The organism is Turneriella parva DSM 21527 (assembly GCF_000266885.1).
GTDB lineage: Bacteria > Spirochaetota > Leptospiria > Turneriellales > Turneriellaceae > Turneriella > Turneriella parva.
Window position 1 is genome coordinate 3,363,449 of sequence record NC_018020.1, and the last position, 15,051, is coordinate 3,378,499.

At 54.6% G+C, this 15,051-nt stretch carries 12 protein-coding genes and 1 pseudogene; 8 read left to right on the forward strand and 5 right to left on the reverse strand.

Translation table 11 applies throughout. The features are described 5' to 3' along the window. Positions 1–44 precede the first annotated feature (44 nt). Positions 45–2,819: pseudogene (ileS, locus tag TURPA_RS16000) on the forward strand (isoleucine--tRNA ligase); the annotation flags it as partial. Between the two features lie 207 nt (positions 2,820–3,026). Here the strand turns inward: ileS and TURPA_RS16005 are convergent. After that, on the reverse strand, positions 3,027–3,437 hold the full coding sequence (locus TURPA_RS16005; protein WP_014804349.1) for an FAD synthase family protein: 411 nt from the start codon (positions 3,435–3,437) through the stop codon (positions 3,027–3,029). Between the two features lie 105 nt (positions 3,438–3,542). Here TURPA_RS16005 and TURPA_RS16010 point away from each other — a divergent pair, with 105 nt between their 5' ends. From TURPA_RS16010 to metG, 3 genes are read left to right on the forward strand one after another with little or no spacing between them, the layout of a single operon-like run. Further along, on the forward strand, positions 3,543–3,812 hold the full coding sequence (locus TURPA_RS16010; protein ID WP_014804350.1) for a type II toxin-antitoxin system Phd/YefM family antitoxin: 270 nt from the start codon (positions 3,543–3,545) through the stop codon (positions 3,810–3,812). Continuing rightward, a complete protein-coding gene (locus TURPA_RS16015) occupies positions 3,778–4,215 on the forward strand; it encodes a type II toxin-antitoxin system VapC family toxin (protein ID WP_014804351.1) in 438 nt (145 codons plus the stop codon). The genes TURPA_RS16010 and TURPA_RS16015 overlap by 35 nt, the downstream gene beginning before the upstream one ends. Then, complete coding sequence (gene metG / locus TURPA_RS16020; protein WP_014804352.1) at positions 4,212–5,837, forward strand: methionine--tRNA ligase; 1,626 nt, start codon at positions 4,212–4,214, stop codon at positions 5,835–5,837. Before TURPA_RS16015 ends, metG begins: the two co-directional genes overlap by 4 nt. Positions 5,838–5,871: 34 nt before the next feature. Here the strand turns inward: metG and bfr are convergent, their stop codons facing one another. After that, on the reverse strand, positions 5,872–6,348 hold the full coding sequence (bfr, locus tag TURPA_RS16025; RefSeq protein ID WP_014804353.1) for a bacterioferritin: 477 nt from the start codon (positions 6,346–6,348) through the stop codon (positions 5,872–5,874). Between the two features lie 201 nt (positions 6,349–6,549). On the opposite strand from bfr, the gene TURPA_RS16030 reads away from it, so the two are divergent. The 4 genes from TURPA_RS16030 (at position 6,550) to TURPA_RS22175 (ending at position 10,340) form a co-directional block, all read left to right on the forward strand. Further along, the gene (locus TURPA_RS16030; protein WP_014804354.1) at positions 6,550–7,218 is read left to right on the forward strand and encodes a hypothetical protein; all 669 of its coding nucleotides are present in this window, start codon (positions 6,550–6,552) and stop codon (positions 7,216–7,218) included. Between the two features lie 30 nt (positions 7,219–7,248). Continuing rightward, on the forward strand, positions 7,249–8,280 hold the full coding sequence (locus TURPA_RS16035) for a hypothetical protein (protein WP_014804355.1): 1,032 nt from the start codon (positions 7,249–7,251) through the stop codon (positions 8,278–8,280). Between the two features lie 87 nt (positions 8,281–8,367). Beyond that, positions 8,368–9,105 carry a hypothetical protein gene (locus tag TURPA_RS16040; protein ID WP_014804356.1) on the forward strand — a complete coding sequence of 246 codons (738 nt, stop codon included), beginning with the start codon at positions 8,368–8,370 and terminating at the stop codon, positions 9,103–9,105. 11 nt (positions 9,106–9,116) lie between these two features. Continuing rightward, complete coding sequence (locus tag TURPA_RS22175; protein ID WP_014804357.1) at positions 9,117–10,340, forward strand: adenylate/guanylate cyclase domain-containing protein; 1,224 nt, start codon at positions 9,117–9,119, stop codon at positions 10,338–10,340. Here TURPA_RS22175 and TURPA_RS16050 read toward each other — a convergent pair whose 3' ends face one another. The 3 genes from TURPA_RS16050 to TURPA_RS16060 are packed head-to-tail and all read right to left on the reverse strand — an operon-like array spanning position 10,341 to position 15,049. Then, complete coding sequence (locus tag TURPA_RS16050; RefSeq protein ID WP_014804358.1) at positions 10,341–12,794, reverse strand: hypothetical protein; 2,454 nt, start codon at positions 12,792–12,794, stop codon at positions 10,341–10,343. Next, positions 12,791–13,759, reverse strand: coding sequence for a hypothetical protein (locus TURPA_RS16055; RefSeq protein WP_014804359.1), 969 nt, complete (start codon positions 13,757–13,759; stop codon positions 12,791–12,793). The genes TURPA_RS16050 and TURPA_RS16055 overlap by 4 nt, the downstream gene beginning before the upstream one ends. A 42-nt stretch (positions 13,760–13,801) precedes the next feature. Then, the gene (locus TURPA_RS16060; protein WP_014804360.1) at positions 13,802–15,049 is read right to left on the reverse strand and encodes a UvrD-helicase domain-containing protein; all 1,248 of its coding nucleotides are present in this window, start codon (positions 15,047–15,049) and stop codon (positions 13,802–13,804) included. Between the last annotated feature and the right edge of the window lie 2 nt (positions 15,050–15,051).

A 15,051-nucleotide genomic window follows, 5' to 3' on the forward strand; every position in this document is an offset into this window, starting at 1 on the left:
CTGTGCAGCCTGTTTCTTTTTCCGTTTTCTTCCTTAACAGACACATGGAAAAAGAAACGAAGCAGAAGAATCCGTGGGAGCACACGATTGCGCTGCCGCAGACAACATACCCTATGCGCGCAGATCTCGCCAAGCGCGAGAACGACATTTTGGCAATCTGGAAGAAAGAGAGCCTGTTCCAGAAGATCAACGCGAAGCGCAAAGCCGAAAACGCGCCGCTCTTTCTGTTGCACGACGGACCTCCCTACGCCAACGGTGAGTTTCACACCGGCCACGGCCTGAATAAGGTACTGAAAGATATCTTCAATAAATACAACCTGCTACGCGGTAAGCGCGTGCCGTACGTTCCTGGCTGGGATTGCCATGGTCTGCCGATCGAACTTGCCGCTATCAAGAAGCTCGCCAATAAGAAAGACGGTTCCGACAAAGACCCGATTCGCATTCGTCAGGCATGCCGCGAATACGCCGCTGAATACATCAAAATTCAGGCAGAAGACCAGACGCGGTTTGGGGTTTTCTGGGACGATTCTGATGTAAAGACTGCGCAGAACAATGAATCCGCATTGTTCTACGCTACCATGTCGCCGAAATACGAGGCCTCGATTCTCAAAGCCTTCCGGGATCTGTTTCTGAAAGACCTGATTTATAAAGGAAAGAAGCCGGTGTATTGGGACGCGACGACCGCCTCAGCGCACGCTGAAGCAGAGATTGAATATCAAGAGCATGAATCTCCCTCGGTTTATGTGAAATTTCCGGTGCAGGGTGAGAAAGAACTGTATGTCGTGATATGGACGACCACGCCATGGACGCTACCGGCCAACCTCGGGGTCAGCTTTGGGGAAAAGATCCAATACGAAATTGTCGAAACCGAGCAGGGCCGCCTCGTGCTCGCGGTTGAACTGGCACCCAAGGTGCTCGAGGTCGCCGGGCTATCGGCCAAGTCGCGCAAACCCGTGTCGATCGACGAAATCAAGGCGCTGCACGTCCGCCATCCGTTCATCGACCGCGAATCGAAAGTCTTGTTTGGCGACCACGTGACGGTCGAAGCCGGTACCGGCATCGTCCATACCGCCCCCGGCCATGGACAAGATGACTATGTCGTTGGTCTCAAGTATGGCCTCGATGTTTTGTCGCCCGTCGACCACCGCGGGCGTTACACGAAAGAATTCGCCGAAATGGAAGGCAAGAGCGTATTCGAAGCCAATCCACTCATCATTGAAAAACTCAAAGGTCTGGGGTTGCTCCTGCAGGCTTCAACATTTAAACACCAGTACCCACACTCATGGCGCTCGCACAAGCCTCTGATCATGCGTGCCACGCCGCAGTGGTTTCTCAAGATCGACCCGCTGCGTGACAGAGCACTCGAAGAAATAAAAAAAGTCGAGTGGATTCCTGAATGGGGCGAAAGCCGTTTCACCGCGGCAGTCAAAACCCGGCCCGACTGGTGCCTCAGCCGCCAGCGCTACTGGGGCGTGCCGATTCCGGCATTCCAGTGTAAAGACTGCGGCCATGTACACCTCGATGAGGGTGGGCTTAACTATGTGATCGATCTGGTGGAAAAATCGGGCGTCGAAGTCTGGTATGAAAAGCAGGCGGCTGAACTTTTGCCCCAGGGTACGAAGTGCGGTGAGTGTGGTTCGTCCAACTTTGAAAAAGAAAGCGACATTTTAGACGTCTGGTTTGACAGCGGTGTCAGCTGGTATGCAGTCTTGAAGCAGAACCCTGAGCTGGGTTTCCCGGCGGATGTATATCTTGAGGGTTCGGATCAGCACCGTGGCTGGTTTCAATCTTCTCTTTGGCCGGCACTGGCCCTTACTGGCAAAGCACCCTTTAGAAAGGTCGTCACGCACGGCTATATTCTCGACCAGCAGGGCAGGGCGATGTCGAAGTCCCTGGGCAATGGTATGAGCCCGCGCGCCGACATCATCAACAAGTTTGGCGCCGACATTCTGCGCCTGTGGGTGTCTTCAGAAGACTACCGCACCGACAACAAGATCGGCCCCGAGATGATTAACCACCTCGGCGACGCGTACCGCAAGATACGCAATACACTGCGCTACCTGCTGGGCAATACGCAGGATGGCAAAGCGCTTGGAGCGCAAGGGCTGACGCCTGACACGACGTCATCTTCGGCGTCCAGTGCGCTCGGAGCGCAAGGGCTGACGCCTGACACGACGTCATCTTCGGCGTCCAGTGCGCTTGGAGCGCAAGGGCTGACGCCTGACACGACGTCATCTTCGGCGTCAGCAATCGAGCTCGATAAACTGATTACCCAGAAACTGGACAAGTGGGTGCTCGCCGAAGCGGCCGAGCTGGTGAAGCAGGTGACCGACGCCTACGACAAGTCGGAGTTCCACCTCGTCTACCACCGTACCCTCCAGTTCTGTACCGTGACGCTGTCGAACCTGTACCTCGACATGGTGAGGGACAGCCTCTATTGTGATGCAACTCCGGTGTCCCCCTCCACCACTGGCACCCGCCGGCTCCGCCCGCCGGAGCGCCCCGCAAGCGGGGGAGGCCGGGAGGGGGAGCTCGTTGCCGCGTCCGAACGCCGCAACTCCACGCTGCGCACGCTGCAGATCCTGACCGAAACGCTGGTGACGCTTTTGGCGCCCGTGCTGTCGTTCACCGCTGAAGAGACGCAGCGCGTGCTGACGCCGAACCATAGCGTGTTCGAGAACGCATGGCCCGATCTTACGCGCTTTGCCAACGCAGATCTCATCAAAGAATTCGAGCAGCTGAAGCAGGTTCGTGCCGAGGTCAATACTGCGATTGAGCCGATGCGCAAGGCCGGCGAAGTGGGCTCAGACGTTGAAGTTGAGGTCGAAATACCGCAACAGGCCGAAGAGGGCACGCTGCTGCGCTTTCTTGGGGTATCAAGCGTCAAGACCGGCGCCAGCGCCCTGAAGGTGCGTAAATCCGCCAAGCCTAAGTGCCCGCGCTGCTGGCTGCACCGCGACCTCAGGGCCAGCGGGTTGTGCGAGCGTTGCGACGCAGTCGTTAACGCGTAGGCGATGGCCGGGCGGCTACAGGTCTTTGCTGTCGCGCTGCATGATGGCAGCAACAGCCTGCAAAGTGCGGCTTCTGAGCAAGGTACTCGAAATACCCTGTGTGCGCGGCAGTATCGCCAGCCGTCTCTCGCTGATCTTGTTGGAGTTGTCGTGGCCATGCACCAAAAGGTCAATCTTGTGCTGGTCGAGAAATGACTCTTCAATCAGCCAGGGGCTGGGTACCACTTCGTCCACGTAACGCAGTGCCTCGAGCACCTCTTTGCGCTCTTCAAATCGTAGTTCGGGGTCGTATCCCTTCTTGGTACGAATTTCGTCGTCCGTTGTGAGGGCAACGACCACGTGTCCCAGTTCTTTCGCTTTTTTCAGCAGGCGCACGTGGCCATGGTGTATCAGTGTGGCCGACATATCGACCATGATGCGTTTCATGGTTTGTAGTTGAAGGTCGCAATGGCCAGTAAACCGATTTGGTTTGTAAAAATGCCTGTGGTAAATACGATTGACAATCTGACCAATATGACCTAAACTGTCAGGATGGCGAATTCAACTGCGGCGGTATCTGAATTCAAAGCACACTTAAGCGAATATTTGCGCCACGTGCAGAATGGCGACGAGATCACGATTCTCGACCATAAGCGGCCGATTGCGAGAGTGGTACCAATAGAGAAGGAGTCATTGAGAGACCGGTTGGGAATTATTCCCGCCAAAAAGAAAAAGTTTCGCGATATCAGACCCAAAGGAATAAAGCTGGATATCGACCCGGCGCAATATGTCATTGAAGATCGCGAAGACCGTTTACCTTGACGCGTCTTCAGCCCTGCGCTGGATTCTGAACACACCGGATACCACTGCCGGCTTTGGCGAATGGGATATCGCGGGTTCAAGTGTTCTTTTTGAGGTGGAATGCTGCCGAACGCTGGAGCGGCTGCTCAATGAGAGAAAAATGACTCCGGAACAATACGCCGCCGCCGCCAGCCAGCTGCAGGACCTGTGGGATTCAATGGAAAAAATTCCCGTTAAAGAAGATGTAATTGCTCTGGCAAAACAGCGTTTCGTTGCCCCGATGAAGACGCTGGACGCCCTCCATGCCGCGAGCGCCCAGCTTTGGAGCAGGGCGCTGGACAAAGAGGTCATGGTGATCTCACATGACAAGAAATTGAACCTCATCGCTAAATCCCTCGGACTCAAAACATTGGAATCAAAATGAAACAGAAAATCTTTATCACCACCCCGATCTACTACGTGAATGCCCGGCCGCATATCGGCCATGCGTACACGACAATCGCCTGCGACACGTGGGCGCGTTACCAGCGCCTCGCCGGGAAAGAAGTGTTCTTTCTGACCGGCACCGACGAGCACGGGGACAAGATCGTCAAAGCTGCTGCAGCCGAGGGCAAAACTCCCGGGGCGTACTGCGACGAAATTTCGGGTGCGTTCAAATCAGCCTGGCAGAAGCTGGGGCTCACCCCCGACGACTTCATTCGCACCACCGAACCGCGCCACAAGGCAGTCGTGCAGCAGATTCTGCAGAAGATCTACGACGCGGGTGACATCTATGCCGGTGAGTACACCGGCAAATACTGCTTCGGCTGCGAGCGCTATCTCACAGACAAAGAGCTGAACGAGAAGGGCGAATGCGCCACCCACCTGGCCGTGCCGCAGGTCATTTCAGAGAAAAACTACTTCTTTCGGATGCAGAAGTACCTGCCCATCTGGAAGGCGGAGCTTCAACAAAACCCCTCTCACGTGGAACCACAGGGCTTTCGAAACGAAGTTTTGGGCACTATAGATGAACTCATCAAGAACGGCGAAGATCTTTCGATCTCACGCCCCAAGACGCGTTTGGAGTGGGGAATCGAGATCCCGTTTGACAAAGATTATGTCACCTACGTTTGGTTCGATGCGCTGATCAACTATGTGACTGCTGCAGGATATCCAGTCCCCCTTCGACAAGCTCAGGGTGACAAAGACTCCGCGGTCGTCCTGAGCCCGTCGAAGGGCGCCGCGGGAAATTCATTCAATGAGCTGTGGGCTAACTCATACCACATGATCGCCAAAGACATCGTGAAACCCCATGGTGTCTACTGGCCGACGATGCTCATCGCCGCGGGCATCCCGGTCTATAAGCGCCTCTCAGTGCACGGCTACTGGCTCGGCTTCGCCGACCAGAAGATGTCGAAAAGCCTGGGCAACGCGAAAGACCCGCTCGAGCTGGCGGGCAAGATCGGCAACGATGCGCTGCGTTTTTTTCTGATGCGCGAAATGAATTTCGGTTCTGACGCGCGCTTCTCTGAAGAGATCATGATCAACCGCCTCAACGCCAACCTCGCGAACGATCTCGGCAACCTCGTGCAGCGCACGCTCTCAATGCTCAAAAAATACGAGTGCGGCCCAAACCCTGCCTCGGCGCCACATGCGAGCGCTGCGGGTATCGATGCCTCGCTAAAAACCTTGAAGGCGGATTACATAAAGTACTTCGAGAACTTCGAATTCCACAATGCAATCGAAGCGGTGTTCACGGTTATCCGCAGTCTCAACAAGGTCGTCGACGACTACAAACCCTGGTCGCTTGCAAAAGAGAACATGGCAGAGTGTGCGTTGCTGCTCAACACGCTGTTCAGGGCGATTAGTGTGGTACTCATCTATCTAAAGCCGGTTCTACCTGAAAAGACCGAAGCGCTGTTGCCGCTCTTGGGTGTGACGACCGAACAAAGTTACCCTGAGTCTTTGGTTGAAGTGAAATTTCCAGAGCAGAAGCTCGATACCTGGCCTATGTTGTTTATGCGGATGGAGTTGGAGACGCCTCACCCCCCAACCCCCTCTGCTTAAGGAGAGGGGGAGGAGCGAAGCGGAGGGGGTGAGGTTACTCCGCAGCCGGAGTTTGCAATTGCACGTAATTCTGCAGGCCCATGCGTTCGATCAGGCCCAGCTGGGTTTCGATGAAGTCGACATGGCCTTCTTCTGATTCGAGAATGTCGGCGAAAACCTTGCGCGTGACGTAGTCATTGACCGTCTCGCAATACGAAATAGCTGCTTTCAGCTGCGGCAACACATCGAGCTCGAGCGCGAGGTCGGCTTTGAGTATTTCTTCAACTGTTTCGCCGATGCGCAGTCGCCCGAGGTCTTGCAGGTTGGGCAGGCCTTCGAGAAACAGAATGCGCTCGATAATTGTGTCTGCGTGCTTCATCTCGTCGATCGATTCTTTGTGCTCGTAAGAGGCTAGTTTTTCCATGCCCCAGTTCTTGAGAATCTTGGCATGTAGAAAATACTGATTAATGGCAGTGAGTTCGTTCTTTAAATGGGAGTTCAGCAGTTCGATGACCTTTTTGTCGCCTTTCATGCTGCTAACCTCAGAAGCGTTGCGGCCCTGAACAGAAAAAAGTGGATTCTGCCCCCGCATCTGCGACTGAGAATTGCCTTCAAATAACGAGGCTGCGCGGCAGGTCGCAAAACGACGAATTTCAAATAAAGCGACCTGTCGCGCAGCCCGAGGGGCGAAAAAGGTATCAAAGAAACGACATAACTCCACGATAATTAGAAGGTGGAGTACATAGCATTCTTGTTTCTCGGAATCGGCGTATTGCTGGTCGCCGCCGGCATCATGTTGCAGGCGAACGAAAGGCAGCGCGGCAGCCTGTCGCCCCTCGAGGCCTACGCCCGGCCGACAGAATCTACGGCGCCAGAACGCATGAGCATGCTGAAAACCACGCTGACCTCGCAAGACCTGGCGCCCAAAGTGGCCTCGACAGTAGTCTCACACGCAGCACCGGTTCAGCAGACGGTGCCCGGGCCGTTTCAGTTTGTGCAGGATGCACCCGCAGAGCCCACCTCGCCACCAACCCCTTCAGTCGCGGTGAGCGTCGGCAAAGCCAACCCAAGGCTTTTTGAAAAGTTCGCATATCTTTATCTGGATTCGAGTGCACGCAATATTTATGACGGAACCGGTTCGGTTGCATCGTTTGATCTCAGCGAAGTGAATGGCATTCGCCGCTTCGGCCGGGGAGTGTTTTCGTATGATGGTTTTGGCTTCTATTTTGACCACAACAGCGGGCAGGAGAGATTTCCATTACAAAACCTGAAGACTATCGGATTTTACCCCAACTGTATTGCTTTGACGTTTCGCACGAATCAGCCCGTTGCTTTACTGTTCATGGAAGAAACAGAAAGCATCCGTAAGGTACTGGAAACTTTCAGAACCGAGGTTGGTTAAAAACCGCCCGTTAGGGCGTTTCATCAGAGCATGCGGTCTTATGATTTCAGCGCGCACAATAAAACTGTAAAACGGGATAAAAGCCGTTACTTCAGCTATGCTTTTATTATCTTGCTTGTTGCTGCGCTGGCAGCGTTTATCTACTATGTCGTTCTGAACTCCCCCCGTATTCTTTATTACTTCAGGGAAAACAAGTATTCAGAAATTGAGCGGCTGCACGCTCAGGCGATTGAGGCGCTGCCGGTGAGCGTCAAAAAGGCAAAAGACACCCTGACGCAGGGCGATGTGGCAGATTTTCTGGATCTTTCGCGGTCGTTGCAGAAAGACCACCGCGAAGACCCGATTCTGCATTTTCACGAGGCGACGCTCCTGGACGAGATTCTGCGCCGCCAGATTGCAGAGCAGAACCAGGCTTTACTTGCGCTGCTGTTTCGGGATTTTATCGGCAGACCGCAGTTTTCGGCAGCGTTCGACCAGGAAATCTGGCAGCGCGCGCTATTGACGGGCCGGCGGGCGCGGGCACTGGGTTTACCCGAAGTACTCTCGCAAAAACTCGCAGAAGCTGAAGTCGACGTCTATCTTCTGGGCGGCAAACCGTGGTGGGAAAGCGCGCAACAGCTGGTGCAGCCGAATTCACCGGCGAAAAAGCTGCCAGCCTGGCACCTGATGCAGGCAGGCCTTAACCGGGAAACTCCTGATTTTGAGCTGATCAAGACGGCGTATGGTGCGAGCCTCGCTACCTTTGCCAAGGGCGTCTATTATACGCGCTCCGGCAATTCGCCCCTCGGCATTTCAAGTTTTCGCGACCTGGCCAAGAGCGAAACTGATGCGTTCGCGCGCGATCATGCACTTTATGCGCTGGCTCACCTCAGTGCCCGCGATAAGCGCATTCGCGACCAGCTTTCATACCTCAGGCAGATTCGCTTCGCTGAATTTGCGCCCGAATACCCGCACTTTGTGGGGGAATACAATTATCTGCTGCGCTTCTTGGGTTCCAAGTCAGAGGCCGACCAGATGATGAAGGCGTGGGAAGACCTGAAGGCGTCGGCGCCAAAAAATTAACGAAATCCTTCGTACAAAACCTGGCATCAGCTGAGCCAACCCGGGCAAATTCAGTTGACCGACGCCGCGCCACCTGCTGACTGGGGTATGGATATTCTTTCGAATCCTTATCTGAACGTGCTCTTTAATGCGCTCATCAGCGGCGGGGCGTTTCTCTGTTTTGTGCTGGGGCTCGCGACGCTGGCGCTGAAATATCCGCGGCGCTCAGTGCCCTACCTGACGCTGCTCTGCTTCGTGATGGGTGTCACGCAGCTCTATGCATGGTTTAACCTCAATACAATATTCTTCAAAGTGCAGTGGGTGAACTATATTTTCGTAGGGGCAAACTTTCTGATTGGCCCGGGGGTTTACTATTTTTACAAAGCCACCGGTGATGAAAAATTTCAGGCTAACCGGCGCACGCAACTCGCGTTTCTGCCGGGATTATTCGTGCTGATTCTGATTCCCCTCATCAACCTCGTTGCGCCTCAGGTTATGCCGCGCGATCCGCGCCAGTTCTTCTATATCGGTGAACCGAGCTTTATCGATGTGATCTTCAGCGTCGCGATGATACACAACGCCGCCTATTATGTGAAGCTTTTCATGGAAACGCGTCCGGTCATTGCCGCCAACAGCGAGATGAAGAAGAACGGGGGATTAACCGCGTTTCTAATGTTCTTCGGTATCATAACCTTCATCAACTTATATGGACTCATCGCCTATGCGACGCGCGATATTCGCCATTTTTATGCAGATTCGTGTATTATCACGCTGCTGATCGTGGCGTTCTTGATCTTTTCTCTGAGATATCCGCAGTATTTTCTGCGTGTAAAACCTGAAAGCTGAGGCCGGTTGTTATGGCGTCAGTTCTGAATTTCTTCAGGCGCCAGCTTACCGCATATCGTAATCTTGGGGTCGAGCCAGGTATGGCTGACTTTGAGAAGCGCTCGCATTATATATTCAACTTTATGCTCGCGCTGACGCTCGCGATTACAGTAGTCTACGCGACGATCCCATACTTTGTTCTGAATATCACGCACGTGGGGCTGAACCATGTGATCAATGGCTCGCTCTTTATCGGCTATGCGTTTTGTGTCGCTCTGGTCTATTTCCGCAAACCACTGGCATCGCGCCTCATCTTTACGACACTCGTGCAGGGACATATCTTCGTGTTTACGCTGCTCTTAGGCTGGCAGATTGGCAACTATCTGTTTTATCTTGCATTGCCGGCGTTGCCCTATGTGCTGTTCCATAAAAGCCGTTTCGGCATTGCCTATGCCTTCTTAACGGGCATTCTCGGGTTCGGCGCGAGTTTTGCCGTGAAAAAATACAATCTCCAGTTCGTCGCGGTGACGCCTGCAATGTACGATGGACTGTTTCTGATCGCCTTTGCTTCGAGTTTTAGTGTTGTCTTTATGGTTGTGCGGCTTTTCTTCAAATTGTCACGCGAAACTGAAATTCGGCTGCAGCATGAGAAACGCCGCTCTGAAAGGCTGTTGCTGAATATTCTGCCAGCAGAAATCGCCGAGCGTCTGCAGAACGGAGAAAACACGATCGCCGACCATTACCCCAAAGTCTATGTATTGTTCGCCGATATTGTGGGCTTTACGCAGCTCTCGTCGCAGACCACGCCTGATGAAGTCGTGCGACGGCTGAACGAAGTCTTTTCACTGATTGATATTCTGGTCGAAAAATACGACGTCGAGAAGATAAAAACCATTGGCGACGCATACATGGTAGTCGCGGGAATTCCCAAAAGCCGCCATGACGACGCCGGGCGTATACTAGGTTTTGCCAAAGAGATGCTTGAAATGGTGAAGACCATGAATGCGCTCGAATTGCGCATTGGCATCGATGTCGGCGAAGCAACGGCTGGCGTCATCGGTACCAAAAAGTTTATTTTTGATCTTTGGGGTGATACGGTCAACACCGCCAGCCGCATGGAAAGCCATGGCGAACCGGGCAAGATTCACGTCACTGAGCGGGTGGTTGCGGGGCTTGGTGGAGAATTTGCCATAGAAGAGCGCGGCAAGATAATCATTAAGGGCAAGGGCGAGATGAAGACGTTTTTTGTGAGGTGATCAAAAATTCATGCCCAGTCCGATACGCAGCGTTCTCGCAATGCCCTGTTCGACCGGGTCGCGAAACGCAGTGCCCTCAAGTGGATATTCGGTGAGTTCGGTGCGCGAGTTGATCAGGTTGTAAACGTCGAGAAACGCCCATGCCGGGTTGCCGGAAAAAACGGTCTCATAGCGCAGCCTTAAGTCCCACGCGAGCGAGTAGGTGTAGCGGCCCACGCCGGTGAGACCACCGCCGCGCTCTTCGAACGGCACGAGAATCGGGCCCTGCGAAAGGCCGGTGACGCGGCGGTAGCCAGCGAGCGATTCGCCGTCGCGGTAACGGAGTACATTCATCACGGTAAAGGCTTTCGCGAAACGGCGGCCGAAGATAATTTTGCCGATATAACCCCGGTCGTTGTCAAGTCGCCCGAAGCGGTTCTCGCGAAAATTCGGGTCGGCCGTCGACTCGTTATAGACACCGACGTCGTTATAAAACATGCCCATGCCCTGCGGCGTGTAGCCGGCGCCGAAGTAACCGCCGATCGACGCGCGAATGATCCAGTCGCTGCGCCTGTCGCTCTGTGCGAGCGTGATTTCGGTGTGTGCGTAATAGGCATCTTTTTCGGCGTTTCGCAGCTCATAAATTTCATTGCCTGTGCCGGTCTTGTCGTAGACGGCGACTGTGCCGCCGGCAGAACTTGGCGCAAACTGCGGTGAGGTGCCGTCGGCGTAGCGCACTTCGAAAAGTTTTCTGTAGATGCGGCCATTCAAATTGAACTCAAGCAGCCAGCCCTTGAAGCCGGCATAACCCACAGAAAGATTCAGCTCTTCTTTCTGCGGCGCTTCGAGGCCCTTTTGGCCAGTGCTGTATCTCGCACCGGTGCGAGACGGCAGCGAGAGCTCGCCTGCGTCAGCTACCCCGTTGCCATTGGTGTCGGCCCAATTGTAGCGCGTACCGCTGAGGCCGTCGCGGTTGAGGTAAGAGACTTCTTGCAGGGTGAAACCCAAGGTGTCGTGTTGCAATCCCCCTGAGACAAAATAGCCTGAACTGCCGAGCATCGTTTTGCCCGAGATGAGCGCTGCCGGGTGCACGAAGCCGATTTTAGAACCGGCGTCGGTGAAGCCCCAGTCGATGTGCGCGTTGGCGCCGGCGAGAAATTCACTGCGCGCGTATTTTTTCTGCGCGCGCACAAACGGCTGCCAGCGCATGAGGTAATTTGCCTCGGCAGATGCGGATTCATACTGTGTGACAGCCAGCGGCGCATTGTAGAAAGTTTCGCTGAGCAGGTTCGCGGGCGGCGCCACGCGGCGGTGTTCGAACTCAACGCGGGAGTTGATGCCGTATTCAAGATCGTACGACTCACCCGGTAATTTCTTGAACCCGGATGCGTCGAAGAACATCGTGTGGGTGGCCGTTGGCAGAAATGCTGGTGCCTGAATCAGCGAATCAACCGCAGACCGTTGCAGGGCTGCGCTGTTCAGCGTCGTGTTTCGATTCGCATAACCGAGCGCGAGCGTTCCCTCTGCTTTCGCGGTCGAAAAGCGGTAATTGGCGACACCTGAAATCTGATCACTTTTCAGCGTCTGTGATTCTGCAAACCAGTATTCTGCCCCAAGGTTCGTGCGCGAGCGGTATTGCAGCGTCGTGTGCAGCTCATCGCCCGCGACGAAACCCGGCCTGAACATACCCATGAGCGTCGATTCAACAGCCGTTTCGGGTGAAGCGAGATTGTTGAAATGACGGCTCTTGCGGTAGCCATCGGCAAAGATGAGCGCATTCGATTCACCCGTTTTGAAAGCATAACTTGCCCTTGCCTCGAAACTACCGGGCTCAAAACCGCGCGCCTTTTCGGGGGCACCCCAGTCGCTCGCCGGTTCGCGGTCAGCAACCGCACGGGGTATCACGGCAAAACCGCCGACCTGCAATGGCATCGAGAGTGCAACTTCTGATTTTTGATCTGGCGCTGCAAGCGGCTGCATGTGGTAGCCGTTCTTCTGCGTGTTTGACACACCATATTTTTCTGCGCTGAAACCCGACAGCGCGGCGAGCGGCATATAGACCAGCGGCTCGCCGGGATTCGACGGGTTTGAAATATCGGCACCGGCAAAATACCAGCGCTGCCATTTGTACGATTCACCCAGCTGCGAAATCTGAACATTCTCAGGCCTTGAAAAACCGCCGGTATCGGTGTTCGCCATGACCGCAGGCAGATAGAAGAATTCGAGTATCGAAGCAACATGCCCGCCGTTCGGCAGATTTATCGCTGATTCGCGGTCAAATTTCCAGGCTGAGCCGGGTAATTGCGGAACGCCCTTTGCGGCAGAAAATTCTGCGAGATCTGGGGCAGCGTTGGTCTCTGTTTTCGCTGTCGCGGATTTTTCATTCTGCGCGCGCGCTGCCGGCGTGATCGCGGCGGCAACGAAAAGAAACAAGATGATCGGGTTCGCTTTGCTTGCCAAGGCATTCAGTTTCATGTAGGGGTTCCCGTAGCGAGATTGTTTTGCTGAAAAGTCTGCCAGATCGAATGGTCGATTGCCAGCATATCTGAGCGGTATTGCTCAAACTTTTCAAAATTCTGCATCTGTTGCGCGTGTATAATCAGCATCGCCAGAAGCTGTAAGAGGCGTGGCTCGAATGCTTTCTTGTGCACGCGCGCTGCCGCGTATTCATTGTGCAATTTGCGGTATTCAGCTTCAATCGCGCGCGCTTCGTCGATTTTAAGTTTGCGGCGGTGTTTGTAGACCCCGTTCACTTCAAGCAAGAGCGCATAGATGCGGTCGCGCACCCCCTCACCGTATTCTTCGTCGTGAACGAGTTTGTAGAGTTCTTGAAATATACCTGCCGGCAAAAACTCAGGGTATTCAGAAACAACCTCGGGCCTTAGATAAAGCGCGTCGCGGTAGTGCTCGAAGAATGCCGTTTCATTGCCGCTGACATTCGCAGCATGTGCCGACAGGTAATGCGCCGCTGCCTGACCCGGGTGGTTCGCCAGCATGAACGCCAGCACCTCGCGCGCCGAAGTCACATTGCCGATCATGAGCAATGAATACGCGAGCTGCAGCATGTCTTTCGGGTTCAGCTGGTAGTTTTTCTGCCCGGCAAAGTCACGTGCAAAGTTATCGGCGATCTGTGCATGGCAGAGCATGATTGCAGCGCGACGCACCAGCGTCGCGTAGCGGTTCTGCAACAGAAAGTGCAGAATCTCTTCAAAAGCGCGCGCGCGTTCAATACCGGGGCTGAGCGTTGTCAGTCGTTCGTGGCGGTGCGCGAGGTAGCGGGTGAGTTCATAAGCTTCGTCGGCTTCGGCTTTTTCGGGGGTTGCATCTCGGCTTGTCATTGCCGGCAATTCGCGCAGCCACATCTCTGCAAGCCCGGCCGCCCGCGGAAAGTTGCCGCCGAGTATCTCGTCTGCTATCGCCTGCGAATAGCCTTGTTCCACCGTTGGGCAGGGTGCATAACAAAGAGGACACGTAAACTGTTGTCAGAGGTAAACAAGCCGGCAGTGCCGCATCAGAAACGGAATAAACTTTGAGCGCGCCTGGCCGGTTTCCCAGCCGACGAAGCCGAGAAACCTGCGCGCCCGGGTGAGAGCCACGTAGAGCAGTCTGACCTCTTCGTCGTATTGATTGTCGCGGTGGGGCATGCTGTTCTCGGCGATGCCGAACACGACGACGTGATCGAATTCGAGTCCCTTGCTTTTGTGGATCGTCATCACTTGCAAACCTTGTGGCGCAGCGCGTTCGAGAAGCCGCCGCTGTGCATTGGTTCGCACTAAAACGGTGATAGTTGCCAGATCTGGCACTTTTCGCAGCTTCGGGTATTGCGTTAAGAAGCGTTGCCAGGCTGCCGTTGCAGATTCGGCCTGGCCAAAGAAGAAAACGGGTTTGTTCTCACGGGAGCGGGTTGCGTTGAGTCGTTTGCGAACATAGTCAGACGAAAGCCTTATCGCCTTGTTGCCGAGTAAGACAATCTCTTTTGCGCTGCGGTAGTTATGCAGCAGAAAAACACGGTGAGAATTTGCAAAGACAGATTGAAAGTTGCGTGTGAGCGCTACATCCGCACCACGAAACGCGTAGATGCTCTGCCAGTCATCGCCGACCACGAAGTATTTCTCTGCCTTCAGGGCCTGAACGAAGCCTGCCTGGTCGGGTGAAGTGTCTTGAAATTCATCGACAAAAACGGCCTGGTACCGCCCGGCAATTTCGGGTAATGCTGCGGCCTCGGCGATCATCGTGTCAAAATCGAGGTATTGGTTTTGTGCCTGGTGGCCCGCGAAAAAATTTCGCCAATCATCGCTGTCTGCTTCTGAGAGAAATTCAGCACGCGCGAGAACACGGTCGGGCAGATGACGAAACTGGGGGTGCCGCTGCCGCAGCCAGTCGGCGCGCAGCTTCGCTGTTTCTCTGAGAATACGAAACTCGCGGCCGCTGTTTTTGAGCAGGCGGTATGCCAGCGCGTGAATTGTACCACAGAAACCGACGCGAATCGCTTTTGCTTCGAGCCTCTCTTTCAGCTCATGGGCGGCGCGGCGCGAAAAAGTCAGAATCGCGATGCCTTCGGCGGCTAAGCCGTGCGCGACAGCAGATTCGACGGCCGCAATCAACGTCGAAGTTTTGCCGCTGCCCGCACCGGCGACAACCTGAAGAGCCTTGAGGCCAGTTGACCAAAGCTTGGTCGCAGCCTCGGTCTGCTGGCGATTCAGATTCGGGTGCGGCGCCTGGCCTGGCATCG